Raw genomic sequence first — 26,006 nt, forward strand, 5'->3', positions numbered from 1 at the left:
AGCGTAGCCAAGGCTGCAAAGGCAATATCAGCAACACTGGATTCAAGAATCAACAAGCCAGGCTTGTAAATAAAGATAAACGGAACAATAAATCCGGCCAACGCCAGCTTACACGAAATCCATCCGGTCCGCTGTGGATCTGAACCGGCGATACCAGCTCCGGCAAAGGCTGCCAGGGCAATCGGGGGCGTCAAATTGGCAATCGCACCAAAGTAGAAGACAAACAAATGCGCTGCCAAAGGATCGACCCCAAAGGTGGAAAGGGCCGGTGCCGCCATAGTAGCGGTAATGATGTAGCAAGGGATAGACGGCAGCCCCAGTCCGAGAATAATGGAAGCGATCATGGTAAACAGCAGTGTCATAAACAAACTGCCTGATCCCATCATCAAAATGATATTAGCCAGCTTCAAACCTAAACCAGTCAAGCTGAAGACACCAACCGTAATTCCGACGGCGGCGCACGCCGCTGCTACCCCCAGCGTGTCCCTCACGCCGGTTTCCAGCGCTTGCAAAACATCGCGAAAGCCCATGCGGCTGGAAGGACGAAGCGCAGCAATTACAATCGTAGCTATAATGGTAGCCACAGCGACAAGAGTTGGCGTATACCCCATCATCAACAGGAGGACTAGCAGAATCAAAGGCAGCAGCAAGTGCCCCCGTTCTTTCAAAACGTCCTTTACTTTGGGGAGCTCTTCCTTGGTCAGCCCTTGCAAATTGTCGCGGTCAGCCCGGAGATGAACCTGTACCAGCAGACCGAAATAGTACATGATCGCCGGTATCAATGCGGCGACGGCAATCGTAATGTATGGAACACCGAGTGTCTCCGCCATAATAAAAGCAGCCGCCCCCATGATCGGAGGCAATATCTGTCCGCCAACGGCTGCAGTCGCCTCAACACCTGCTGCAAAATCCGGCTTGTAGCCGACACGTTTCATCATCGGGATGGTAAACGATCCGGTAGTGACAACACTGGCTACTGCCGAGCCGTTGATCGAGCCGTGTACCGCACTGGCGATGACTCCTACCTTGGCAGGTCCGCCCTTGCTGCTTCCCGCCAGCGCGAGCGACAGATCATTAAACAGCGTCCCCATGCCTGATTTGGACAAGAAGGCGCCGAAAATAATAAAGAGGATAATGAAGGAAGCAGAAACGGCCGTAGCATCGCCAAAAATACCTTCAGTGGTGACATACATATAGTTGAAGATGTCGCTAAACGTATAGCCTCGATGCGCAAAGTCTCCCGGCAAATACGGGCCCAGATACGCATACGCGACAAAAATGCTGGCCATCGCTGTAAGCTCCCACCCTGCCACTCGGCGCGAAGCCTCCAGGACAAGCAGGCAGGTGATGGTCGCAAAAGTCACGTCAAGCGTCGAAGGGATGCCGCCTCGATTGACGATATCGAGATAATAAATAAATATATAGCCTGCCGTTCCCAGCGAGGCTAGCGCCAAAACGACATCCAAAAGAGACAGCTTTTTGCGCGACGCTTTCTTCCACCCCGGATATAACAGATAGATCAGGCAAAGTACAACCGCCACATGGAGAGAACGGTGCTTTAGCGTTACAAATGGGATGGCATAGGCAGCGTAGAGATGATAGAGGGCAAAGCAGATGGCAATGACAGAAACGAGCAGGCCTATCCACTTTTTGTCAAAAACCCGATAACCCGCTTCCTTGTCGTACTCCTGCAAGATAGCCTGCGCCTTGCTTTCATTTTGGCGCACTTCTTCATCCGTAAGCATCTGGTTCGAAGCACTCATCTACTCGTCACTCCCTTTCTTTTCAAGCTTGTATACAAACCGGTACCACCAAGGAAACCACTTGACGGAAAGCTCCAACGACGTACCCAATGGCAATACATCGGATAATTTCCACTGTTGACCACTGACTCGCAATACGTAATCGTCCCGGGTAATCAAATAGAGAATGGACTCGCGTCGATCATGCAGATCGGATACCTTGATCCAGCCGTCTTGAACAGTCACTTTCGCATCTGCAAACTCTGTGGGAACTCCTGCTCCGAAGGAACGAAAGGAGGTCTCTGCCAGCTCCATCCCATACAGCCAATGCACGCTGTACGTCTCTCTCCAAGGAGTAAGCTCGACAGAATGCACCCACTCCACTTCAAATTGATCGGTCATTCCAAGAGGCACTGCGCCGATTGTCTCTTGCTGGTGAAAATCGTTTAGAAATAAAAAGGGTTGGGGCCCCAGCGCCGTGAGGCCCACAAAGAGGAGAAGCAGCCTGAATATCCATTTCTTCATGATGTCTCCTCCCTTTTTATCAGGTCGTGCGATTACATCGATTAGTTGATAGCGCCAACTTCCTTATAGTATTTTTCTGCACCCGGATGGAGCGGTACCACGAGGTTCTTGCCCGCTTCTTTTACGTCAATGTCCTTGGCTGCGTTGTGCGCCTCTTTTAATGCATCGATATTTTCAAAGAAGGCTTTGGTCAGCTTGTACACCTGTTCATCGGAAAAGTCGCTCCGAACGAGCATGATGTTGCGAATTGCGGCTGTTTGGACAGGCTGATCGTTTTTATAGAGACCTGCCGGGATTTCCGCAGAAACGAAGAACGGGAATTTTTCCGCCATCCTGTCGACATCTTCTTTTTTGATCGGGACAATCTCCACGTCTTTGGTCGTCATCAGATCGATCACGGTAGAGTTCGGCAGTCCGGACGTTACGAATGCTGCGTCAATGGCGTTGTTTTTCAACTGCTCGATCGCCTCGGCGTAAGACAGGTAGTCCGCCTTGATGTCGTTGTAGGTAATACCGTGACCAGCCAGCACCATGCGGGCGTTCACTTCGACACCGGAGTTGGGTGCCCCTACACCGACGCGTTTGCCTTTCAGGTCGGCAATCGATTTAATATTGCGGTCTTTCAATGTAACGACCTGCACGTAGTTCAGGTACAGACCGGCCATTGCTCTCAAGTCCTTGATAGCGCCGCTTTCCTTGAAGTTTTCTTGTCCTTCGTATGCAAAGGAAGTAACGTCTGACATGACAAAGGCAAGATCGGCCTTTTTCGTCTTCAACAGATTGATGTTTTCAACAGAGGCGCCGGTAGATTGGACGGACGCATTGTAGCCCAGCTTCTCTTTGTAGATTTTCGACATGGCGCCGCCAATGGTGTAGTAAGGCCCCGAGCTTCCGCCGGTAGCGATTGTGAGGAACTTCTGCTCGGCTCCCCCACCGCCTCCTCCTGAAGCTTCTCCGCCAGATCCGGTCGAAGGCGCGGATTGGTTTCCACAAGCTGCGACAGTAAGGACAAGCAGCGTGGATGATAAGATCGTGAGCATTTTCTTCAACATTGTGATTCCCCCTTTTCTTTTTTGAAACCGTTTACAACAAAATAAAGCAAGAGCCGTGCCACATCATGATTACACGAAAATGACGCTTTTTGCCGTTCTGCTTCGGCGACAAAAGAGAAAAACCGGAAAAAATGTCCGAATCGGGCGGAATTTTTTTCCGGTTATGGGGCCAGCGATTATTTACGACTCGAGATATTGCTTGAGTTTTTGACGCAATCCCCGCTCACTAATCCCCAGCTGATCGGCTGTCTTTTTGCGATGTCCGCCGTTCTTTTCCAGGGTGTGCAGAATTACCAGCCGCTCGGCCTCCTCCAGTGTCGCATTCGCCGGCACGAATACGCCCTCCTGACTCTTCGGAAAAAGGCGTTTTCCTGTCGGCTGGCTGACCAGGGAAGCGGGCAAGTCTTCCATGGTAATGATCTCTCCCGCGGAGAGGGCTACCGCATATTCGATAATATTGGCCAGTTCCCTCACGTTGCCCGGAAATGAATAGGCGAACAGCTTCTTTTTTACATCCGGGCTGCATTCTTTCTTTTCCCTGCCCATGTTGGCTGCATAAAGATCGAGAAAATAGTCAACCAGGAGAGGCACATCCTCCGGCCGTTCACGCAACGCAGGGGTACGGATTGGAATCACATTCAGACGGTAGTACAAATCCTCGCGAAAGGTACCCTTGGCCACTTCCTCTTCCAAATTCCGATTGGTCGCCGCGATGAGACGGATATCTATCTCTTTTGTAGAATAACTGCCCAAGGGAGTCACGGTGCGCTCCTGAATGACCCGCAGCAGCTTGGCTTGCAGAGCAAGCGGCATCTCCCCGATCTCATCGAGAAAGACCGTGCCTCCGTGCGAACGCTCAAACAGCCCGGTTTTTTGCTGCACAGCCCCGGTAAACGCCCCTTTTGCATACCCGAATAACTCGCTCTCCAGCAAAGTCTCGGGTATCGCGGCGCAGTTTATTACGGAGAACGCAGCTTGGCTCCGAACCCCCTGATAGTGAATGGCCCTGGCAACCAGCTCTTTGCCCGTCCCGCTTTCTCCTGTGATCAGGATATTTGAGGGAATGTCCTTGACCTTTTCAATCAACTGATAAATTCGCTGCATTTGCTGGCTCTTCCCGATCATCCCGGCGTAGGACTGCTGCTGCTTGACAGCGGCGCTCAATACCTTTACCCTCTTGTGCAGCTTTTGAAATTCCAGCGCTTTGTTTATCAAGAGCTTCACCTCGTCCAGATGAAGCGGCTTGGTCAGGTAGTGGTACGCCCCCGCTTTCATCGCCGCTACAGACGATTCAATCGTTCCAAAGGCAGTCATCATGATAACCGTCAGGTCCGGACGCAGTTTTTTTAGCTTCGGAAGCAGCTCCAGTCCGCTGGTAGAGCCGAGATTGAGATCGAGCAGCACACAGTCGATCTCCTCTTGCTCAAGGACAGCGAGTGCCGTCTGCTCGTCCTTGGCTGTAAATACATCGAAATCATCCTCTAACGCAAACGACAGAGAGGCGCAGATTGCCGGTTCGTCGTCCACAATCAGCAAGCGTGTCATGGCTGTCCTCCTTCTATTCCCTACTGAAAAAACAGGGTGAACGTCGTGCCCTCTCCTTTTGTACTGCTGACATCAATCCGGCCTCCGTGTTCCCGCATGATTTTGTCGCTGACATACAGTCCCAGACCGATCCCTTGCGTCTTGGTCGTAAAAAAGGGTTCAAACAAATGGGGCAGCTGTTCCGCGCTCATCCCTTCTCCCGTATCGCTGACCGTCAGCTCCACGCCGTCCGCACTTTCCCGAGCCTTGATATGAAGCCGTTTTACGGAACTTGTCGACATGGCTTCCAGCGCATTTATCATCAAGTTGATCAGCACTTGTTTCAGCCTTCTGCGGTCGAGGCATACCTTGATTCCCTGAGGCACTTCAATATGCATTTCGACTTGCTCGTTTACCGCCCGTTTTGCAAACAGCCCCAGGACAGAATCCACCAGCATTTTGAGGTCCGTCTCCTCTATTTCCAACGGCTTGGAACGGGAGTAGTCCAGCAGGTCCTCCAGGATTCGATTCATTCGCTCCATTTCTTCCGGTACATAATGCAGCAGCTCGGAGCGAAAACGCTCGTCATCCAGCTTCTTTGGCAGCATATCGATAAAGGTTTTGATCGCTGTGAGCGGGTTTCTCAGTTCGTGAGCCATCCCTGCTGCCAATTGGCCGAGTGCATGCATTTTTTCCTGCGAAATCAGCCTCGCCTGCAGCCGCTTTTGCTCGGTCCTATCCTGCAAGCTGACGATCCACCCGACATGCTCGGAGACAGCGTTGCCAAAGGGAGCCATATAGTAGTGAAAGACGCGGACAGAAGATTGTTCCAACTGAAACTCTCCTTCATAAAAGGAAGGCTTGTCCGCCGCGAGAGCTTGTTCCACAGGCAGTTGCGGAAGCAGGGCACTGATATGCCGTCCGATCGCATCATCGTCTGTCAAAAGCAGCCGCCGCGTCACCTGGTTGACCAGCGTAATATGTCCGAAAACGTCCAGGGAGAGGATCGCGCTCTCCGTATTGTCCAGAACCTGCCTTTGGAACGCCATCACGTCGGCCAGTGCAGCCGTCTGGCGTCTCACCTCTGCTTTTAGCCGTTTGTTCCAGAAAAAGATCGTCACCAAGGTAATCGACACGAGTGCCATGACGACCAAAAGGCCGATCACTACTTTGCGATACCGGTCCGTCGCATGCGTTGCGTACGGTTCAAAGTAATGGCTGTACAGCCGGGTATAGGTTCCGTCCCGATAGAGCTTGTTCAACCCTTCGTTAATCTTGTCGAGCAGTTCATAATTGCCTTCCCGAACGGCAAAGGCGTAATCGGTCGGATTGATCAGACCGGAGCGCATCACGAACTCGTCTTGTTTGTTCGCCTTCTCCAGAAGGTACTCCGCTGTCCAGCGATTTCCGATAAACGCATCGGCTCTTCCCCTTATCAAATTGTCCAGGGCATCCCGCTGGTTGAAGGATACGAGCATTTTGACTCTTCGGACACTTTCCAGCAAGTCCATGCCGACATTGCCACGCTGTACAGCAACGACTTTTTCCCGCAATTGATTCAGGGTAAAAATCTCACTGTCCTGCTTGGGAACCAAAAGCACCTCGGACATGGTAAAAAACGATTCGCTAAAGTCGAAGACAAGATCGTAGCGGTTCGTATACTTGATGCCGAGAAGCACATCCACCTTTCCGTCCTTCAGATAGGAAAGGGCGTCCTCCCATTCCAGCGGCACATACTCCAGCTCATAGCCGTTCTCTTCGGCAATGGCCTTTATCAGATCAATGTTGAATCCGCTGGCCTTGCCGTTTTCGTCCATATACGCAAAAGGAGGGAGCTCCTTGTCGAAGGCGACGCGAAGCACCTTGTCACTGGCACCCGCCGGTTCAGGAAACAACGATAAGCACATAAACAAAACGGCTGCCCACAAGCAGTGATTCCTCACACTGTCCCCTCCCTCTCGTTTGTTTGCCGCATGCTTTTCCGGCTGGATCAGCATGGAAAAAGCCCCTGCCTGGACAGGAGCCTCAATTATCTTGCAACTGACGGCAAGGCGCTGTCGTCTTCGGTCTGTCAGTCTGCTGGTCTTTTATTTCTGATTGTCTGTCCGGGGGCTTTCTCTTCATTGCCGCCTAATACTCTTCACACAACATACCCTAATTACAATTACATTTTTCCGCGATTGGCAATTTTCCCTCTACATTATAGCGGATCAATCATGCCAAATAATAGTCATCCCGATTATATTACGCGTGGCTTGGAAAAACACCGTCACTTGCTCAAACAGGATCTCCTTTTCAAGATGACTGCGAAAAACACGCTTGAGGCCGCAGAAACGATCAATTTGAGAACAGCTTTTTCAGACAAGCCCATTGAAAAATAGGTCCACGCTTTGTATAAATCGGAAACTCCGGGTACCCATTGAACGGCAAAGGAAAACCCGAAAAAATCAGGCAAGCTGATGATGAGATAGGTAGTGACGAAAATTAGCAACGCTTTCATTTCCTCTCACCCCTTTTCTTTAAACAGTAGCGGCTAATCCATCCCCAAACAAAAAAGCGGCTATAAGCCGCCACTTTAACATCTGGCTGCCCAGGCCTCTACTTCAACCTTCAGTTTGGGCTGCGCCAAAGCAGAAACATAAGCCATCGTTGTAGAGGGGGGGTTGCCACCGTGGAATTCTTTCCAAATGGCAGTAAACTGATCCCGATTGATCATCTCTGTTAACCAGATGTTTATTTTTAGTATACCTTCTGACGTAACGCCTTCACTGCTCAAAATGCTGGTTACATTGTTTAGAGCGTTTCTAAGTTGTTCTTCGACTCCTTCGGGCAGGTTTCCATCCCGATCTGTTCCTACTTGCCCTGATAGCACAAGTATGTCTGCCTCTCTTGGCACAATGGTCAGATGTGAATAGGAGCTTATTGGAGGTGCTACATTTTCAGGGTTTTTGCGAATGATTTCCAAACAGCTTCCTCCTCGCATTCCATTTGGATAATAATACCACAATGATAGGAGGGCTGGCGTCAAATTAACAGCATGCAATGTGCGATCTAGCTAGGATGAGAATGGCGAAAATCTATCGGCATTATACCATCCCGACTGCCGTTACCGCCGCTTTTGCAGTTCTGCCAGCACGTCGTCGAGCGGAAGCTTTTGTTCCCGCAGCAGCACAAGCAGGTGATACAGGAGATCAGCCGCTTCGTAACGGAGCTCGTCATGACTGCGATTCTTCGCCGCGATGATCACTTCGGCCGCTTCCTCGCCGACCTTTTTCAAAATCTTGTCTACGCCTTTTTCAAACAGATAGGTGGTGTAGGCGCCTTCCGGGCGCTCCGCTTCGCGTGAGGCGATCAACTGCTCCAGCTCGTTCAAAATGGAGAAACGGTCGGAAGAGACAGCCGATGGTATTTTTTCTTTCGCTAAAATGCTAGATTCAGTTGCCGCAGCAATGCCAGAACCAGCCGCTGCTCTTGCGTCCGTTTCAGTTGCAGTGCTTGCGTTCGCTTCAGTTGCGGCACTCGCTTCATCGCTTGCCGTGATTCCGACGGTTGTCAACTGTCCGGCAAAACAACTGTACGACCCGGTGTGGCAAGCCGGTCCTTGTGGAACAACCAGCACGACTAGGGCGTCTTTATCGCAATCGTATTTGATCGAAACAATTCGCTGCGTGTGGCCGGAGGTCGCTCCTTTGTGCCACAGCTCCTGCCGGGAACGGCTCCAAAACCACGTCTCCTTTGTTTCCAGCGACTTGGCCAAAGACTCTTTGTTCATGTAGGCGAGCGTCAGCACTTCCTTGCTCACGGCATCCTGTACAATGGCGGGGATCAGGCCGTTTTCGTCAAAACGGAGCGCCTCGATGTTTACAGTCAATGTCATGGTCGTATGTCGACTCCTTTCGCGAGCAGATACTCTTTTACCGCCTGGATCGAGGTCTCCTCATAGTGGAAAATGGAGGCGGCCAGAGCAGCATCAGCCTTACCTGCAGTCAGCACCTCCAAAAAATGCTCCCGACTACCGGCGCCTCCAGAAGCTATAACGGGAATCCCTACCGCTTCCGATACAAGCCGGTTCAGCTCGATGTCAAAGCCTTTCTTTTCTCCGTCGGCATCCATGCTGGTCAAGAGAATTTCGCCCGCTCCCAGAGCCTCGGCTTCCTGCGCCCACTCGATCAAATCCTTGCCTGCAGCATTTCGTCCGCCGTGGGTGTACACTTCCCACTTGTTCTCTCCGACCTGCCGTGCGTCGATAGCGACGACCACACACTGGGTGCCAAAGACCTGTGCCCCCTCGCGGATCAGCTCCGGACGCAGCACCGCTGCCGTATTCAACGAAATTTTATCGGCTCCTGCCCGCAGAATGCGCCTCATGTCGTCCACACTGTTGATCCCGCCGCCGACCGTGAAAGGGATCGTAATGTTGGCTGCCGTCTGTTCGATTACGTCCACCATCGTTTTGCGCCCTTCATGGGAGGCCGAAATGTCCAGGAAAACGAGCTCGTCGGCTCCTTCCTCGCTGTACTTTTTGGCCAGCTCCACCGGATCTCCGGCGTCGCGCAGCCCGAGAAACTGTATACCTTTGACGACCCGTCCGTCCTTGACGTCGAGGCAGGGAATGATTCGCTTGGCCAGCATGCTATTCACACTCCCTCAGCCGAGATACAGCCTCGGTCAGCGTAAAGGCTTTCGTATACAGGGCCTTGCCGACGATAGCCCCGCCGACACCTTCCCCGGCATAACGATGCAGGGCAGTCAAATCATCGAGCACGCTCACCCCGCCGGAGGCGATCACTGTTTTTCCAGTGGCACGGGTCAGTGCGAAAATCTCCTCCACATTCGGGCCTGTGAGGGTGCCATCGCGGGCGATATCCGTGTAAATAAAGGTCTCCGCTCCGTATTGGGCGAGCCGGTTTGCCAGTTCAGTAGCACTCACGTCGGTCGTCGTCAGCCAGCCTCGCGTCGCCACCATGCCGCCCCTGCAGTCAAGCCCGATGGCAATCTTTTCTCTGTAGCGTCGGAGAATCCTCTCGGTAAATGGCTCGTCTTCGATCGCCGCTGTCCCGAGGATGACGCGGGAAACTCCTGCCTCCAGATAGTCATTGATATGTTCTTCCGTGCGAATCCCTCCGCCTACCTGCACAGGAACACTCACAGACCGGGCGATTGTTTTGATCAGCTCTCCATTGACCGGCAGCCCTTCCTTGGCTCCATCGAGGTCAACCAGGTGAATCCAGGAAGCGCCTTGGGCCACCCACTCCCTGGCCATTTCCAGAGGCGAGTCGGCATAAACGGTCTCCTGCGCGTAGTCTCCCTGAAACAGACGGACGCATTTGCCGCCGCGAATATCGATAGCCGGATAGATCGTAAAGCTCGTACTCATGCCTTTTCCCCCTTACACAGTTCAGCAAAATTGGCCAGCAGCCTCATCCCCGTCTCGCCGCTCTTTTCCGGGTGGAATTGCATGCCGTACACCTGATCTTGCCCGACGATGGCTGTCACCTGCTGATGGTACTCCGTCGTTGCCAGCAGGACCTTCTCATCGCTTACCCGGACATGGTAGGAGTGGACGAAGTAGACGTAATCGCCGCTTTTCACTCCGCTGAGCAGTGGATGCTCCGCTCGCATATGAAGCTGGTTCCAGCCCATATGCGGCACCTTGTAATCTCCTTCAAAGCGTACGGCCTCTCCGCCAATCAGTCCCAGTCCTGCTGCGACTCCGTGTTCTGTGCTTTGTTCGAACAAAAGCTGCATGCCAAGGCAAATTCCCAGGATGGGACGTCCGGAAGCCGCGTACGAGCGAATGCCCTCTTCCAGCTCCAGCTCACGAATGTTTTTCATGGCATCCCCGAAGGCCCCGACTCCTGGAAGGATGGCTCCCGAAAGGCCTTCTAGCCGCTCCGGTCTGGAGACAAATTCATAGGAGCAGCCGAGCCTTTCCAGCGCTTTTCCCAAGCTGTACAAATTGCCCATGCCGTAGTCGATGATTCCGATCATCTTACAAAACTCCTTTTGTAGACGGGACTCCTTTGACCCGCGGGTCGATACTCGTCGCTTCATCCAATGCTCGCGCCAGCGCTTTGAAAATCGCTTCGATCATGTGGTGGGTATTGTGGCCATAATGCAGGATGACGTGCAGATTGATCCGCGCTTCCAGGGCAAACTTCCAAAGAAATTCATGCACTAGCTCCGTCGGGAATTGCCCCACGACAGGAGACGGATATGCAGCCCGGTATTCCAGATGGGGACGGTTGCTGATATCGATGACCACCTGCGCCAAAGCGTCGTCCATCGGGACAAAGGCGTTGCCGTAGCGCTTGATCCCCTTTTTGTCGCCAAGCGCTTCCCGCAGTGCTTGCCCGAGACAAATGCCGATATCCTCTACGGTATGGTGGTAGTCGATCTCGATGTCTCCCTTCGCCTTGACGGTGAGGTCAAAATGGCCGTGCCGGGCAAACAAGTCCAGCATATGGTCGAGGAACGGCACGCCGGAATCCTGTTTGCTCTCTCCGCTCCCGTCGACCGCAAATGCCAGCGCAATATCGGTTTCGTTGGTTGTCCGCGCGATCTGCGCGTTTCGCTTGATTATCTCGATCATGACTGTTCACGCTCCCCGTCTTCTTTGGCGAAATCATAAAGCCGCTCCTGGATCGCACGTCCGTGGGCATGCAAGCCCTCCTGCCAAGCCAGCGCGACGATTTTTCGGCCGTTTGCCTGCAAATCCTGTCTGCTGTAGGAAACGACGCTCGATTTTTTGATAAAGTCATCCACGGACAGCGGCGAGGAAAAGCGGGCCGTACCATTGGTCGGGATGACGTGATTCGTGCCTGCAAAATAATCGCCGACCGGCTCCGATGAGTAAGGCCCGAGAAAAATCGCTCCGGCGTTCTCCACCCTGCCCAACTGGTCAAACGGGTTTTCCACCATCAGCTCCAAATGCTCGGGGGCCAATCGGTTGACGACGGCAAAGCCTTCATCCAAGTCCTGCACGAGCAAAATCGCGCCAAAGTCCCGCAACGCCGCTTCCGCGATGGAACGGCGGGGCAGATCTTCCAGCTGCCGCTCCAATTCGCGGGCCGTGGCCTCTGCCAGCGACGGCGACGGGGTAACCAGCACGGCCGCCGACATCGGATCGTGCTCCGCCTGTGACAGCAGGTCAGCCGCAACATAGCGAGGATTGGCCGTATCGTCAGCGAGTACCACAATCTCGCTCGGGCCGGCAACCATGTCAATGCTGACGAGACCAAAGACTTCCCGCTTCGCGAGTGCAACATAAATGTTGCCCGGACCGACAATTTTATCTGCCGGCTTGATTTGCTCCGTCCCGTAGGTGAGGGCGGCAATGGCCTGGGCACCGCCCACCTTGTAGATTTCGTTGACACCGGCAATGCGCGCCGCTACGAGAATCGCCGGATTTACTTTTCCATCCGCACCCGGAGGGGTGGTGATAACGACTTCGGGCACACCGGCGATTTTGGCCGGGACTGCATTCATCAGTACGCTGGAAGGGTAGGCAGCCGTACCGCCCGGAACGTAAAGCCCGACTCGCTGCAACGGCCGCACGATCTGACCCAGAAGCGTTCCGCTGTCCCTCATGGCAAACCAGGATTGGCGGACCTGCCGCTGGTGGTAGTCGCGAATGTTTTCCGCCGCTTCTTCCAGTGCCGCTTTCACTTCGGCACAGACCAGCTCCTCCGCTTCCCGCAACTCCGACTCGCTGACGCGAAACTGCTCCAATCGTACTTTGTCAAAACGCTCTGTATAAGCGCGGACAGCTTCGTCGCCCTTTTTCCGTACCTCCGCCAGAATGGATTGGACGGCTTGCCGCTGTTCCTCGGTCCCTGCTTCGACGGAACGCCTGGCATCGTATTTGTCTGCTCGCACGATTCGAATCATTTTGCTCCCCTCTCCCTTTCCCGCATCATTACCGGGGGATCACTTCCAGAAATTTTTGGGCAATGTCGTCAACGGCTTCACTTTTCATCCGGTAGCTCGCCCGATTGGCGATCAACCGCGTCGTAATCTCGCATATATGCTCCAGCTCGACCAGCCCGTTTTCCTTCAAGGTCCGGCCGGTAGAGACAATATCGACGATCCGGTCGGCCAGGCCGATCAACGGGGCGAGCTCGACGGAACCGTTCAGCTTGATTACTTCTACCTGCTGCCCCTGCTCACGGAAATACCGGGATGCGATCCGCGGGTACTTGGTCGCTACCCGCGGCGCCTCAGTGGGTGTCCAGTCCTCAAGCCCCGCGACCACCATCCGGCAGTAGCCGATCTGCAAATTCAACAGCTCGTAGACGTCACGCTCCTCTTCCAGCAGGACGTCCTTGCCCGCGACGCCGACGTCTGCCACCCCGTACTCCACATAGGTAGGCACGTCTGTCGGCTTTGCGAGAATAAACTCCAGACTCGTGTTCTTCACAGGGATAATCAATTTTCGCGAATCCTGCAGCTCGGCTGTCACCTCCATGCCCGCCTGCTGCAAAAAGGCAACCGCTTCTTCAAAAATCCTGCCCTTCGGCATGGCAATCGTCAGTTTGCGCTCGTTGTCAGACAGACTCATCTCTCATTCCTCCTGTTCCGTCAGGCTGATCACGCTGTATTCCGCATGCTCGCTCCACACCAATGCTTCTGTCCGGTCCTTTACCCGTCTCGTCTCTACGATCTGCCCCTCCCGGCGCATTCGCTGAGCTTCTGCGAAAGCCTTGGCCCGGTATTCATCCGTATAGAACAATAGCACATGCTGTTTTTCCGGCGAGGCCAACGCAGGCGTCACCTGCAACAGCCGATCCATTTTGATTGCGAATCCGGTCGCTGGCGCAGGACGCCCAAATTGTTCAAGCAGCCGGTCGTATCTGCCGCCTCCCAGCAGCGGCGAGCCCAGGTCGGCCGCATATCCTTCAAACACGACACCCGTGTAGTAATTCATGTTGCTGATCAGGTTGAAATCAAGCAGCAGCGCCTCTGTTACTCCGTATGCCTCCAGTGCAGCCCAAAGCGAAGCAACCGTCTCAACGGCCCGGCGAGCCCTTCCGTTTACCGTCAGCTGGCGGGCCTCTTCGATCTTCCCTTTGCCCCCGCGCAGACGTAAAAGCGCCTCCAGCCGTTTCTTTTCCTCTGCTGAAAGGTTAAGACGCTCCGTCAACTGACGAAAGCCGACGAAATCCCGCTCGTACAGAAAGCGGCGGAATTGGGACCGGTCTTCCTCGTCAGCGACCGTCTCCTCCAGAAGACCTTCCACAAAGTCAACATGGCCGATCGCGATCCGAAACGTTTCAACCCCTGACACCTGCAAGCAAAAGACTGCCAACGCAATCGCCTCGGCGTCAGCATCTACGGAAGCATCGCCGATCAGTTCGATTCCCGTCTGGAAAAATTCAGCATTGCGCCCCGCCTCTTTTTCCTGGGCCCGAAAAACATTGGTCTGGTAAAACAGCCGAATCGGCAGTGGAACGTCTTTATATAAGGACGAAACGACCCGCGCTATAGGCGATGTCATATCGGGGCGGAGCACAACCGTATGCCCCTGTTTATCCAACAGCCGAAACATTCTGTCAGTGAGCGTAACACTTGCGGCACCTACCGTATCGTAGTACTCCAGTGACGGGGTCATGATCTCTCTGTACCCCCAGCGCTCGATGCAATCCCGCAGCTCGCGCTCCAAATGCCGTTGTTTGGCCAGTGATTCCGGCAATATGTCCCGCATGCCCAAAGGCTTTTCAAATCCCAACGGCTTTGTCATCGCATGTCCCTCCGAATCCATTCGCTTTACTCTGCTAATATGGTAGCAAACTAAAGTATTAGTAGAAGATTAACATGTTGCCATCTGTCGGTCAACTGCGGCAGTTATAGTCTGAATATTCTGTTTGTTGTTGGCAGTCTTAATCTGAATCAACAGTCCTTCCCTTATTGCTTTGTATGTACGGCTTCCTCTAAAGCGGCTGTGGCGAAGAGAAGCCTGTTTCCATTCTGCGCTCCGGTCTACGTCCCGCAAGGAAGCTATGACTGTCCGCTCCGCAATGGTCCCGAGGGAATCGCAAAACGACGCGCAACTGCAGAGTGAATTCATAGGTTGCGATTCTGTTTCCTCGGGACCATTGCTCCACTGGGCTGGACTTCGCTAGTCGCTCCGACTGGAAACAGGCTTCTCTAGCGAGCAGAACTGCTTCCCCGAGCTTTGAAAAGCATGCAGGGTCGTTCAGGTTGGCTAAGGTTCATGGCAAGCTTTGTCAGTTGGTGCCTGCAGATTGTCTAAAGGCTCACAACAAACCTGATCCAGGTAAGCTGAAGGGGGCTCTTTGAGACGAAAACTCTTTTCAAACGAACCTTTTTTCGAACGAAGCTCTTTCAAACCAACCTCTTTCAAACCAGTTCGGCCATTAGCCCGAACTGGTTTTCGTAAAGAAAACCAACAGCTGTAGAGATGAAAATGGAGAAAACCGCGAAGGTCTTTGGGACACCTCCCAGGCGGAATGGAAAAAGCAAAACACGCTTTTAGCGTCCAACTCTGAGACGCCCCCTCGAACAGGCTGCTTTTGGACGCGGTTTTGCTTTTGGAATGGAGCCGGCCAGTCCAGCCCCCTCGCAGTGTCCCACCGAACCTTGAGCGGTTTTCTCCTTTTTCATCTCTTCCACTACAGCCTGTCCAACCGCCAACATAAAACCCGCAACGAAGTGCAAACGAAAGCCCCGCTTTAATAACAAGTGACGATTACAAACAAAACAAAACCGCCGATTACCCGGCGGTTCGAATGCTTACAGCTCTGCTATGTTGTTGTCTGCTCCACGGTTTGCTGCTCAATCCCTTCCCGAATGATCTGCATCGGATTGCCGCCCACAAACGCTCCGGGAGGAACATCCTTGTGAACGACCGTACCGGCAGCCACGATCGCCCCTTCGCCGATGGTCACTCCCGGCAAAATGGTGCTGTTCGCTCCGATCAGCACTCGGTCTTCGATTCGGACCTCTCCCAAGCGGTACTCATCTACCAGGTACTCGTGAGCAAGAATGGTCGTATTGTAGCCGATCACACAATTGCGGCCGATCTTGATCAGCTCCGGAAACATAATATCCATCATGACCATCAAGGCTACCGCTGTCTTTTCTCCGATTTCCATACGCAGAAAAGTCCGGTAGAGCCAGTTTTTCCAGGAGAGAAACGGCGTGTATCGGGCAATCTGGATGACGACAAAACTCTTGACCACTTTCCAAAAGCTAACGGTTTGGTACAACTGCCACAACGGATTCGCCCCGTGGACGGGAAATCGTTTGGTCTTTCTGCTCATCTGCTCGTCCCTTTCGCGTGTGCCTTCCACAAGATGTTTGAAAAAAGTCTCTCGCACAAGCTCTCTTACAAGTCGGAATCGGTGTCCTCCAAAATCATATCGGACTGCTTTTTGGAAAAATGGACCGCGGCGTTGTACCCCATCCGCTTCAGCCTGAAGTTCATCGCGGCCACTTCGATGATGACCGCCAAGTTGCGGCCAGGGCGGACAGGCACCGTGATGATCGGGATTTCCGTGTCCATAATCTTGATCGTCTCTTCGTCCAGTCCGAGTCGTTCGTATTGCTTATGCGGCTCCCACAGCTCCAGTTGGACCACCATGGCGATATTTTTTACATTCCGTACAGCACCCGCTCCAAACATCGTCATCACATTGATAATGCCCACGCCGCGGATTTCAAGCAAATGCTGAATCAGTTCAGGAGCGCTTCCGACCAACTGTTCACCCTGAGTCTGGCGAATTTCCACCGCGTCATCAGCCACGAGACGATGCCCCCGCTTTACCAGCTCCAGGGCGGCCTCGCTTTTTCCAATCCCGCTCGAACCCATAATCAGTACGCCTACCCCGTAGATGTCCGTCAATACACCGTGAATGGTGGTCGTCGGAGCCAGCCGGTTCTCCAGGTAATTGGTGACTTTGCCTACCAACGTAGTGGTCGCGAGCGAGGATTGGAGGACAGGAAGACCGCGTTCATTGGATATCTCCAGTATTTCTTCCGGCACCTGCAGGTTGCGGGTCACACAGAAACAAGGGGTTTCCTCTTGCATGAGAAATCGCATGCGTTCCAGCCGTTCTTCCCTGGTGAGCGTCTCGAAAAAGTTAATTTCGGTCAACCCGAACAGTTGAATGCGTTCTGCGGCGTAATACGAGTAATAGCCAGCTAGCTGAAGACCAGGACGGCTTAGGTCTGTTACCGTTATCTCTCTTCCCAGTCCTTCTTCACCGCTTAGCAGCTTCATGTTGAAATGATCCATCAGGTGACTTACTTTTGTTTTTCTCACTCGTCTTCCCCTCCAAGTCTATTGCGCTCGTCCCGATTTTGTATCCTCATTGTATCGAAAGAGCCGGCAGCTCTCAACATCGGACTATTCAAACTCTTCTAACATCATTTACATTAATCGACTTATTTCATAAGATAGAATTAGTGTTTCATCTTTGTTACATACTCTCTGCTATACTATAGTTACATAATTGCCCCCGTTTTTCGTATGTGTGTTACAGATTGAGAGGAGGCAAGGCAATTGGATTTCCTGCTCCGTTTCTTCCTAATAGATGTACCTGAAGCCTTCTTGCTTCTGACAATCGGTTTTGCCATATTCAATCAATCTCCGGTTGCCCATCTGAAGAAAACTGTCGTTTTTTGTATGCTGTTCGCTATTGCAGGGGAGTCGCTCAGCTTTCTCAACGTCCCCTATCAACCAAAAATTGTCACGATGCTTCTTTTTACCTATCTGTTTATTCTTTTTCTCTTTAGAGCAAAGATATTTATGGCGGTTTCCATGACGATTGCCTCAATTGGTAGCATGATCCTCGCAGAATTCGTAATTTTGATGCTGTTAAACAGCCAGCAGATTTACGGATTTGACATTCTTACCACATCATTTCTACAGCATTTTGCAGGATTTCTTTATTTATTTGTCTTGGCTCTTTTGGCCTTTTTTCTGCGAATGCTCAAGATCGATTTGCGCAGGATGGTTCCGCAAAACCGTCATAACCGTTACCTGTTCATGCTGATTTTGATTGGTAGTATTGAATTTTTGTTGATCTTGTTTATGAATACTTCATTTTTTATCAGGGGAAACAATTCTCCATTGCTTCAATTCTACACGACACAATATCAGCTATTCTTTCAACTTGTCATTCTGTTCTTGTTTATTGTGATCGTCTACCTGTTCCGAATTTACGTCAACCTGACGATTAACCGCGTTGAGACCGAAACGGAGACTCCTTATCTGCAAAGCATCAACGACCTTTTGACCGCGATCCGGTCCATCAAGCACGATTCTCTCAACCACTACACGGCTATCAATGGCTTCCTGAAGGAAGGCATGCATGATATGGGCAAAGAATACGTGCAGCAGCTTCTGCAGGAAACGGTGTCCATCGAGCAAGCAGTAGAAAACAGTGTCCAAGTTTTGGAGGGCATTCAAAACCCGGCCATCTCTGCTCTGTTTCAATCCAAAATGGCTATTTGCATCGCCGAACGAATATCGTGCGACATCAAAATCTTCGGGACTCATCAGTTTTCTTTCATTCGAACGTATGACCTGATCAAGATTATCGGCAACCTTTTCGACAATGCTATCCGAGCCTCCTCCTACGAGCTCGAGGAGAACCGTTACATAAAGCTGGAATGGGGTTATTCCGAGGGTGAGCAATACCTTTATATCGAAAATAGCGGACCTACGATTCCAAAAGAGAAGCTGCAGGCTATTTTCCAACTGGGATATACAACGAAAACCAATGGAGAAGGAGGGGTCGGGCTCGCTGTCGTCAAATCCGTGACCGAACGATATGGCGGCAAGATTCAGGTTCAATCGGAACAAGGCGTCACCAGCTTTCGAATTTCCTTTGGCTTGTAAAAAGGAGTGTTTCCATGGGATGGATGGAAAAGACATCGAAGCGGATCGCAAGAAAAATCATGTCTGAAGATACGATTCATACAGAGGAGGAGCTGTCACACGGAATTGAAATCTTTCTTCTAAATCTATTAAACGTGATGTTTCTGTTCCTTGTCTCAATCCTTCTTGGCATCGTCGGGGAAGTTTTTCTCCTAACCACTATCTACTTTCTGCATCGTCTCTTTACCGGGGGTGTTCACATGAGCACACCCGGGTCTTGTCTCATCGTCGGGACAGCAACTTTGTCAGGAGCAGGATATGTGATGGCTCATCTCCCCGTACTTACCACATCTTTGGCCTATTTCTGGATTGTCATTTCTATGGGGGCAGCCTTTCTGATCAATGTGAAATATGCTCCTGCCGCCCACACTTATTTGCCTACCAATGAAAGAGTCAGACAAATCAGCAAAAAAGTGATCCTATTTCTGATTACGATAGGTTGCACTTTCATACTTTTTCTGGTAGTATATTACCAGAAAATAGCATTGATATATTCGCTTGCTGTTTTTCTGCAGTCGCTGCACCTCCATCCGGTTTCGTATCGTATGGTGGCCGGCCTGGAACAAATGTTAAGAAAGGGTGGTATGTTATGAAGAAATTGCGTAAACTGACGTCAGATTTCTTTGCATCCTTGTCTGCCTTGCATGTTGCCGGTGTATTAAAGGGGGGGTTCCTCTACGAACCGATTCCTCCTTCTCAGCGGGAAAAACAGCAGTAGTCTCTTACGATTTTATTACGATCTTAAAAATGCAAGAGGGTGTTCCCGAAGCAAGCGGGGCCCCTTTTTTACATGAAAAAGCGGCTGTCACTTCGGAAAGACTTTCAAATGAAGACAGCCGCTTTCTTTTTCCTGATATCGTTCAGCCAGTCTTCCGGTTTTTCCAGTCAACTGGCGATAAGCCGTCGTGTCCTCTCTTTCAACGCTGCCTACTTCTTTTTGCTGAGGACACCTTCAATGATCCATCCAAACAAGCTCATCAGCACCGCTGCCATCAGAACCGTCCAGAATGATCCCGGCCAGTTCCCCACCTCAAAGCCATCGATCAAATAGGCCGTCAGCGCAAAGGTGAGCGTATTTATCACAAACCAAAACAGCCCCAGCGTCAAAAAGTGGAGCGGCAAGGAAAAGAAAACCAGGATCGGCCTGATAAACGTGTTGACCAATCCCAAAATGAAAGCTGCCCACACCGCTACACCAAAACTGGAGAGGGTAATCGCCTCAAACCACTGGCTAATCAGCAGCAGGGCTGCACCGTTTAACAAAAGCTTGACTATCCACCGAATCATCCGTCTCCCCTCCTTCCCTCTTGATTCAGAAGCTGGCAAATTTGTCCCTAAAGCATCCCATGCAGTTCTTTCTTCCATTGTGCAAAAAAAAGCTCCATAAAGGTGTGTCGCTCTTCTGCTATACGACGAGCCGTGCTCGTCATCAGTCGTTCTTGTATGCGGCTGAGCTTCCACTCGTACTCCCTGGCTGGAGTGTGCACGGAAGGGTCATCGGAGACAATCGGCTGTCCGATTACTCCCGAGTAGGCGAAGGCACGGGCAATCCCGATCGCGCCGATTGAGTCCAGTTTGTCGGCATCGAATAAAATCTTGTCCTCTAGCGAAGTCGGAGGCCGCTCCTTGCGAAAACGGTGTGCAAGAATCACCTGCTGGACAAGCACTGCTTGTTCTTCGGAATAACCGTACTCAGTCAGCAGCTCCGGCACGAGGCGTGCGCTGATTTCCGCATGGCACTCTCCCGTCCGCCTCTCTTCCGCACGTCCAATGTCGTGGAGCAAGGCAGCCAGCCGAAGAATTTGCATATCCGCGCCTTCCTCGCGTCCGATCCGCTCACAAAGCCCGATGACGCGCAAGTTATGCTGCCAATCATGGGCCGGGTCCTGGCCGTCGAAAAATCGCTCCGCTTTTTTTACCAGGCCCTCTGGCAAGGAAGCCAGCGCTTCTTTCACGAGCTCCATCTCTTTGCACTCTCCCTTTACATCCATCAACTGGTTGAGTGTTTTGACCAGTGACAAAACAATCGATCATTTGAATGGAATCCTCTTTACTTCATCGGAAAGAAAACCCGGAGCGATTAACTCCGGGCTGTATCGTGCATCTCTTGAAGAGCGTTCTTATTTCGTTTTCGCCTGTATGTGCCTGCTTGGAAATATAAACACATTTTGTTGATATCTTTGTGCAAATTTGGATGACGCACCTATAGTCCATTATACTCACAAGCACTCCCGCTCATGTCAGTTGCGCTTACTTGGAGACGAGCTCCTCCCATCTTGCGACTGTACGAGCGCGGTCGCGTGCCAGGATGGGCTTCAGGAACTGGCCCGTGTAAGAGCCCTGTACCTCCGCCAACTCCTCAGGCGTTCCCGTCCCTACGATTTGTCCGCCGCGGGTACCGCCTTCAGGTCCCAAATCGATGATGTGATCCACTGTCTTGATAACGTCCAGGTTGTGCTCGATTACCAGCACCGTATCCCCGTTTTCCACCAACCGCTGAAGCACTTTCAGCAAGCGGTCAATATCGTCAGTGTGCAGCCCGGTCGTCGGTTCATCCAGGATATAAAGGGTACGGCCGGAGCTGCGGCGGTACAACTCCGACGCCAGCTTGACGCGCTGCGCTTCCCCGCCCGAGAGCGTAGTGGCCGGCTGTCCCAGCTTCATGTAGCCCAGCCCCACGTCGAGCAAGGTTTGCAGCTTCCGCTCGATCCTCGGCAGGTTGCGGAAGTACTCCAGCGAATCCTCAATCGTCATTTCCAGGACGTCGGCAATGCTTTTCCCTTTGTACTTCACTTCCAGCGTCTCCCGATTGTAGCGCTTGCCGTGGCAAACCTCGCAGGGTACGTAGACGTCGGGCAGGAAATGCATTTCAATCTTGATGATCCCGTCACCGCTGCACGCTTCGCAGCGGCCGCCCTTTACGTTGAAGCTGAAGCGGCCCTTTTTGTAGCCGCGGACCTTCGCTTCGTTGGTCGAGGCAAACAGGTCGCGGATATCGTCAAACACGCCGGTATACGTGGCAGGGTTGGATCGCGGCGTGCGTCCGATCGGCGACTGGTCGATATCGATCACCTTGTCGAGGTGCTCCAGACCCGTGATCCGACGGTGCTCGCCCGGCTTTGCCTTGGCCCGGTTGAGCTCGCGTGCCAGCGCCTTGTGCAAAATCTCGTTGATCAACGTGCTCTTTCCAGAACCGGAAACGCCTGTGACAGCGACAAACAGGCCGAGCGGAATTTTCACGGTGACGTTTTTCAGGTTGTTTTCCTTTGCTCCCTCGATGGTTAGCCATTTGCCGTTTGGCTTGCGGCGCTCCATCGGAACCGGAATGAACTTGCGTCCGCTCAAGTAAGCGCCCGTCAAAGAATCGGGGTTCTCCATCACTTCCTGCGGTGTACCTGCAGCGATGACTTTGCCGCCGTGAATACCGGCACCTGGTCCAATGTCGATGATGTAGTCGCAAGCCATCATCGTATCCTCGTCGTGCTCTACGACGATCAGCGTATTGCCCAGCTTGGTCATATGCTCCAGCGTCTTGATCAGGCGGGCGTTGTCGCGCTGATGGAGACCGATGCTCGGCTCGTCCAGGATATAGAGAACGCCCATCAGACTGGAACCGATCTGGGTAGCAAGCCGGATGCGCTGCGCCTCCCCTCCGGAAAGGGTTCCCGCCGCACGGCTCAGCGTCAGGTAGTCCAGTCCGACGTCGATCAGGAAGTTGAGGCGCGCCTTGATTTCCTTGACGATCAGGTTGGCGATCTTCATTTCCTTCTCAGTCAGATCCAGTGTGTCGATAAACTCGTACGCGTCGGTGATGGACAAATCGGTCAGTTCGGAAATGCTGCGACCGCCCACCCGGACGGCCAGACTTTCCTGACGAAGGCGATGTCCTTTGCAGACAGGACAATGCTTCTGGCTCATGAAGCCTTCGATTTGTTCGCGAATATAGTCGGAGCTGGTCTCCAGATGGCGGCGCTGCAAATTGATCACGACTCCCTCGAAAGGAACGGTCGCCTCTCTGACCTGGCCAAACTCGTTTTCGTAGCGGAACTGGATTTTTTCTCCCTGGCTGCCGTACATCAGGATTTGCTTGTGCTCCTCTGGAAGCTCCTCGTACGGAATGTCCATCCGAATGTCAAAATGACGGCAAGCGGACTCCAGAAGCTGCTGATAGTACGTCGAGGACTTCGGCTCCCAGGCTCCGATGGCACCGTCGGCAAGCGACTTGGTGACGTCGGGTACAACCATGTCCGGGTCCACTTCCAGTTTGACGCCCAGACCATCGCACTCCGGGCAGGCGCCGAATGGGCTGTTGAACGAAAACATGCGCGGCTCCAGCTCGCCGATGGAAAATCCGCAGATCGGGCAGGAGTGCTTTTCACTGAACAACAGCTCTTCCTGCTCCATGACATCGACGATCACCTTTCCATCGGCCAGACGAAGCGCGGTCTCCAGCGAATCGGCCAGCCGCGCCTGAACGTCCGGCTTGACGACAATCCGGTCCACGACGACCTCAATGCTGTGCTTTTTGTTTTTCTCCAGCTTGATCTCCTCGGACAAATCGCGAATCTCGCCATCTACCCGCACGCGGACAAAGCCCTGCTTGCGGATGTCCTCCAGGAGCTTGACGTGCTCTCCTTTGCGTCCCTGAACCATCGGGGCCAAGATTTGCAGCCGGGTACGCTCAGGGTACTCCATCACGCGGTCGACCATCTGCTCAACCGTCTGGGACTGAATCTCGATGCCGTGTTCGGGACAGATCGCTCTCCCGATGCGCGCGTACAAAAGGCGCAGGTAATCGTAAATCTCGGTAACAGTCCCTACTGTAGATCGCGGGTTGCGGCTCGTCGTCTTCTGGTCGATCGAAATGGCAGGGGACAAGCCTTCGATGGAGTCGACGTCCGGCTTGTCCATCTGCCCGAGAAATTGACGGGCATAGGCGGACAGCGACTCCACATACCGCCGCTGTCCTTCGGCGTAAATCGTATCAAATGCAAGCGATGACTTCCCTGATCCCGACAACCCCGTCAGCACGACAAACTTGTCGCGAGGAATGACGACATCGACGTTTTTCAGGTTGTGGGCACGGGCACCTTTCACCACAATATGTTCCAATGGCATGCAATTCCCTCTCCTTAGAGCTCTGCCTTCAGCTCAAGAATCAAATCACGCAATTCGGCTGCTCGCTCAAACATGAGGTTGCGCGCCGCTTCCTTCATTTCTTCTTCCATTCGCTCAATCACCTGGATGCGATCCTTCTTCGGCATCTTTTTAAAGTCGGCATGCGGCAGGTAATCTGCCTTCTCTTCCGCTACCTTGGTCGCTTCGATGACTTCGCGGACAGCCTTCTTGACCGTTTGCGGGGTAATTCCGTTCTTTTCGTTGTATTCTGTCTGGATTTTGCGGCGCCGTTCCGTCTCGCTGATCGCCGCCTTCATCGAATCGGTTATTCGGTCGGCGTACATGATGACGCGTCCCTCGGCGTTCCGGGCAGCGCGTCCGATCGTCTGGATCAGGGAGCGCTCGTTGCGCAGGAAGCCCTCTTTGTCCGCGTCGAGGATGGCGACGAGCGAAACTTCCGGCAAGTCGAGCCCCTCCCGCAGCAGGTTGATCCCGATCAGCACGTCAAATTCCCCCAGACGCAAGGAACGCAAAATTTGCATCCGCTCGATCGTCTTGATGTCGGAGTGCAAATAGCGAACCTTGATGCCGATATCCTTCAGGTAATCGGTCAGATCTTCCGCCATCTTTTTCGTCAAGGTCGTCACCAAAACCCGTTCGTCCTTGGCGATGGTGGCCTGAATCTCGCCGATCAGATCGTCGATTTGCCCCTTGATCGGGCGGACGGTCACAGTCGGGTCCACCAGACCCGTCGGGCGAATAACCTGTTGGACGACTTCCGGACAGTGCTCAAGCTCGTAGGGACCCGGGGTCGCGGAAATGTAGATCGCCTGCTTCAGCTTCGCTTCGAATTCCTCGAATTTCAGCGGTCTGTTGTCTCTCGCTGACGGCAGACGGAAGCCGTGCTCTACGAGAACATCCTTGCGTGCCCGGTCACCGTTGTACATGGCACGTACCTGGGGCAGGGTCATATGCGACTCGTCCATAACGACGAGAAAGTCGTCGGGAAAATAATCGATCAGTGTATACGGCGCGTGTCCTTCCGGCAAGCCGGTCAGATGGCGGGAGTAGTTTTCAATCCCGGAGCAGAAGCCCATCTCCATCATCATCTCGATGTCGTAGCGGGTGCGCTGCTCCAGACGCTGCGCTTCCAGCAGCTTGCCTGCCGCGCGAAACTCCGCGAGCCTCGCCTCCAGCTCCATCTCGATGCTTTGGACGGCGCGCTTCATTTTTTCTTCGCGCGTTACGTAGTGGGAAGCTGGGAAAATCGCTACATGATCGCGCTGCCCGAGGATTTCCCCGGTCAGGACATCAATCTCTGTGATCCGTTCGATTTCATCGCCGAAAAACTCGACGCGGATCGCCTGCTCGCTTTGCGAAGCCGGGAAGATTTCCACGACGTCTCCCCGTACGCGGAACGTCCCGCGAACGAAGTTGATATCGTTGCGGTCGTACTGGATGTCCACCAGGCGATGAAGGATTTCGTCGCGGCTTTTTTCCATCCCGACCCGAAGCGACAGCAGCAGCTCTCTGTATTCCTCGGGCGAACCCAAGCCGTAAATGCACGACACCGACGCCACGATAATCACGTCACGCCGCTCAAACAACGCGCTGGTCGCGGAGTGGCGCAACTTGTCGATCTCGTCGTTGATGCTGGAATCTTTTTCGATATACGTATCCGATTGGGGAATGTACGCTTCCGGTTGATAGTAATCGTAGTAGCTGACGAAGTATTCCACCGCGTTGTTCGGGAAAAACTCCTTGAACTCGGCACAAAGCTGGGCAGCCAACGTCTTGTTGTGGGCCATTACCAGCGTCGGCTTGTTTACCTGGGCAATTACCTGAGCAATCGTAAAGGTCTTTCCCGTACCGGTCGCGCCCAGCAATGTCTGGTGCCGCTTTCCGGCGAGCACACCCTCCACCAGTCCGGCAATGGCTGTCGGCTGGTCTCCGGACGGCTGAAACTCCGATACCAATTCAAAACGGTCCATTCCCTCGTTCATCTCCTTGTCACATCTCATTTCCATTATAACACAATCATTCAAAAAATAAGCCGCAAATTCGAACAAATGTTTGTCTTTACTCTCAAGCAGATTTTACCGATACATTGTAAAGAAGAATGTGAACGTACTGAAGTACCCG

General features: G+C 52.8%; 24 protein-coding genes (1 of these 24 running past the window's edge). 3 read left to right on the forward strand and 21 right to left on the reverse strand.

The features are described from left to right. From NSQ24_RS23355 to hprK, 17 genes are all read right to left on the reverse strand, one after another. On the reverse strand, positions 1-1,763 hold the 5' portion of the coding sequence (locus tag NSQ24_RS23355) for a TRAP transporter permease (RefSeq protein WP_171506915.1). The gene continues 208 nt to the left of window position 1, outside the view; 1,763 of the gene's 1,971 nt are visible here — the first part of the coding sequence; it begins with the start codon at positions 1,761-1,763; the stop codon falls past the left edge of the window. Further along, a complete protein-coding gene (locus NSQ24_RS23360; protein WP_003388233.1) occupies positions 1,764-2,267 on the reverse strand; it encodes a DUF1850 domain-containing protein in 504 nt (167 codons plus the stop codon). Between the two features lie 41 nt (positions 2,268-2,308). Further along, complete coding sequence (locus NSQ24_RS23365; RefSeq protein ID WP_339166707.1) at positions 2,309-3,319, reverse strand: TAXI family TRAP transporter solute-binding subunit; 1,011 nt, start codon at positions 3,317-3,319, stop codon at positions 2,309-2,311. Positions 3,320-3,499: 180 nt separating this feature from the next. Beyond that, positions 3,500-4,864 (reverse strand): sigma-54 dependent transcriptional regulator, encoded by a 1,365-nt coding sequence (locus NSQ24_RS23370; RefSeq protein WP_024985337.1) that lies wholly within the window; start codon positions 4,862-4,864, stop codon positions 3,500-3,502. 20 nt (positions 4,865-4,884) lie between these two features. Then, on the reverse strand, positions 4,885-6,840 hold the full coding sequence (locus tag NSQ24_RS23375; RefSeq protein ID WP_003388236.1) for a transporter substrate-binding domain-containing protein: 1,956 nt from the start codon (positions 6,838-6,840) through the stop codon (positions 4,885-4,887). 272 nt (positions 6,841-7,112) lie between these two features. Continuing rightward, positions 7,113-7,343 (reverse strand): hypothetical protein, encoded by a 231-nt coding sequence (locus tag NSQ24_RS23380; RefSeq protein WP_039070232.1) that lies wholly within the window; start codon positions 7,341-7,343, stop codon positions 7,113-7,115. Between the two features lie 75 nt (positions 7,344-7,418). Beyond that, entirely contained in the window at positions 7,419-7,808 is a 390-nt protein-coding gene (locus tag NSQ24_RS23385; RefSeq protein ID WP_327955808.1) for a RidA family protein, read from the reverse strand. A gap of 141 nt (positions 7,809-7,949) precedes the next feature. After that, positions 7,950-8,720 (reverse strand): bifunctional phosphoribosyl-AMP cyclohydrolase/phosphoribosyl-ATP diphosphatase HisIE, encoded by a 771-nt coding sequence (gene hisIE, locus NSQ24_RS23390; RefSeq protein ID WP_039070233.1) that lies wholly within the window; start codon positions 8,718-8,720, stop codon positions 7,950-7,952. Next, the gene (gene hisF, locus NSQ24_RS23395; protein WP_003388240.1) at positions 8,717-9,475 is read right to left on the reverse strand and encodes an imidazole glycerol phosphate synthase subunit HisF; all 759 of its coding nucleotides are present in this window, start codon (positions 9,473-9,475) and stop codon (positions 8,717-8,719) included. Before hisF ends, hisIE begins: the two co-directional genes overlap by 4 nt. Position 9,476: 1 nt before the next feature. Further along, positions 9,477-10,220: a 1-(5-phosphoribosyl)-5-[(5-phosphoribosylamino)methylideneamino]imidazole-4-carboxamide isomerase gene (gene hisA, locus NSQ24_RS23400; RefSeq protein WP_172920883.1), complete on the reverse strand. Its 744-nt coding sequence runs from the start codon at positions 10,218-10,220 to the stop codon at positions 9,477-9,479. Beyond that, a complete protein-coding gene (gene hisH, locus NSQ24_RS23405; protein ID WP_003388244.1) occupies positions 10,217-10,834 on the reverse strand; it encodes an imidazole glycerol phosphate synthase subunit HisH in 618 nt (205 codons plus the stop codon). The genes hisA and hisH overlap by 4 nt, the downstream gene beginning before the upstream one ends. Before the next feature lies 1 nt (position 10,835). Beyond that, positions 10,836-11,435, reverse strand: a complete 600-nt coding sequence (gene hisB / locus NSQ24_RS23410) for an imidazoleglycerol-phosphate dehydratase HisB (RefSeq protein WP_003388245.1) — start codon at positions 11,433-11,435, stop codon at positions 10,836-10,838. Further along, positions 11,432-12,733, reverse strand: coding sequence for a histidinol dehydrogenase (gene hisD, locus NSQ24_RS23415; RefSeq protein WP_171506916.1), 1,302 nt, complete (start codon positions 12,731-12,733; stop codon positions 11,432-11,434). The genes hisB and hisD overlap by 4 nt, the downstream gene beginning before the upstream one ends. Positions 12,734-12,761: 28 nt before the next feature. Continuing rightward, the gene (gene hisG, locus NSQ24_RS23420) at positions 12,762-13,403 is read right to left on the reverse strand and encodes an ATP phosphoribosyltransferase (protein ID WP_227278150.1); all 642 of its coding nucleotides are present in this window, start codon (positions 13,401-13,403) and stop codon (positions 12,762-12,764) included. Positions 13,404-13,406: 3 nt separating this feature from the next. Then, on the reverse strand, positions 13,407-14,582 hold the full coding sequence (locus tag NSQ24_RS23425) for an ATP phosphoribosyltransferase regulatory subunit (RefSeq protein WP_339166713.1): 1,176 nt from the start codon (positions 14,580-14,582) through the stop codon (positions 13,407-13,409). Between the two features lie 1,024 nt (positions 14,583-15,606). Beyond that, positions 15,607-16,125 carry an acyltransferase gene (locus tag NSQ24_RS23430; protein ID WP_031932630.1) on the reverse strand — a complete coding sequence of 173 codons (519 nt, stop codon included), beginning with the start codon at positions 16,123-16,125 and terminating at the stop codon, positions 15,607-15,609. A gap of 65 nt (positions 16,126-16,190) precedes the next feature. After that, on the reverse strand, positions 16,191-17,126 hold the full coding sequence (hprK, locus tag NSQ24_RS23435) for an HPr(Ser) kinase/phosphatase (RefSeq protein ID WP_024985330.1): 936 nt from the start codon (positions 17,124-17,126) through the stop codon (positions 16,191-16,193). 240 nt (positions 17,127-17,366) lie between these two features. Between hprK and NSQ24_RS23440 the strand changes: the two genes are divergently transcribed. Genes NSQ24_RS23440 through NSQ24_RS23450 form a run of 3 tightly spaced genes read left to right on the forward strand, consistent with a single transcriptional unit; the run spans position 17,367 to position 19,464 of the window. Further along, complete coding sequence (locus tag NSQ24_RS23440; RefSeq protein WP_031932631.1) at positions 17,367-18,707, forward strand: ATP-binding protein; 1,341 nt, start codon at positions 17,367-17,369, stop codon at positions 18,705-18,707. 14 nt (positions 18,708-18,721) lie between these two features. Continuing rightward, on the forward strand, positions 18,722-19,339 hold the full coding sequence (locus NSQ24_RS23445) for an accessory gene regulator B family protein (RefSeq protein ID WP_243014467.1): 618 nt from the start codon (positions 18,722-18,724) through the stop codon (positions 19,337-19,339). Then, positions 19,336-19,464, forward strand: a complete 129-nt coding sequence (locus tag NSQ24_RS23450) for a hypothetical protein (RefSeq protein WP_003388253.1) — start codon at positions 19,336-19,338, stop codon at positions 19,462-19,464. The genes NSQ24_RS23445 and NSQ24_RS23450 overlap by 4 nt, the downstream gene beginning before the upstream one ends. 209 nt (positions 19,465-19,673) lie before the next feature. Here NSQ24_RS23450 and NSQ24_RS23455 read toward each other — a convergent pair whose 3' ends face one another. The 4 genes from NSQ24_RS23455 to uvrB form a co-directional block, all read right to left on the reverse strand. Beyond that, positions 19,674-20,033 (reverse strand): phage holin family protein, encoded by a 360-nt coding sequence (locus NSQ24_RS23455; protein ID WP_003388254.1) that lies wholly within the window; start codon positions 20,031-20,033, stop codon positions 19,674-19,676. Between the two features lie 47 nt (positions 20,034-20,080). After that, positions 20,081-20,710 carry an HD domain-containing protein gene (locus NSQ24_RS23460; RefSeq protein ID WP_339168083.1) on the reverse strand — a complete coding sequence of 210 codons (630 nt, stop codon included), beginning with the start codon at positions 20,708-20,710 and terminating at the stop codon, positions 20,081-20,083. A gap of 286 nt (positions 20,711-20,996) precedes the next feature. Beyond that, the gene (uvrA, locus tag NSQ24_RS23465; RefSeq protein WP_024985327.1) at positions 20,997-23,864 is read right to left on the reverse strand and encodes an excinuclease ABC subunit UvrA; all 2,868 of its coding nucleotides are present in this window, start codon (positions 23,862-23,864) and stop codon (positions 20,997-20,999) included. Positions 23,865-23,878: 14 nt separating this feature from the next. Next, positions 23,879-25,855 carry an excinuclease ABC subunit UvrB gene (uvrB, locus tag NSQ24_RS23470; RefSeq protein ID WP_003388258.1) on the reverse strand — a complete coding sequence of 659 codons (1,977 nt, stop codon included), beginning with the start codon at positions 25,853-25,855 and terminating at the stop codon, positions 23,879-23,881. Positions 25,856-26,006 lie beyond the last annotated feature (151 nt).

The sequence above is a fragment of the Brevibacillus sp. FSL L8-0520 genome (genome assembly GCF_037963895.1).
In the GTDB taxonomy this organism is placed as follows: Bacteria; Bacillota; Bacilli; order Brevibacillales; family Brevibacillaceae; genus Brevibacillus; species Brevibacillus borstelensis.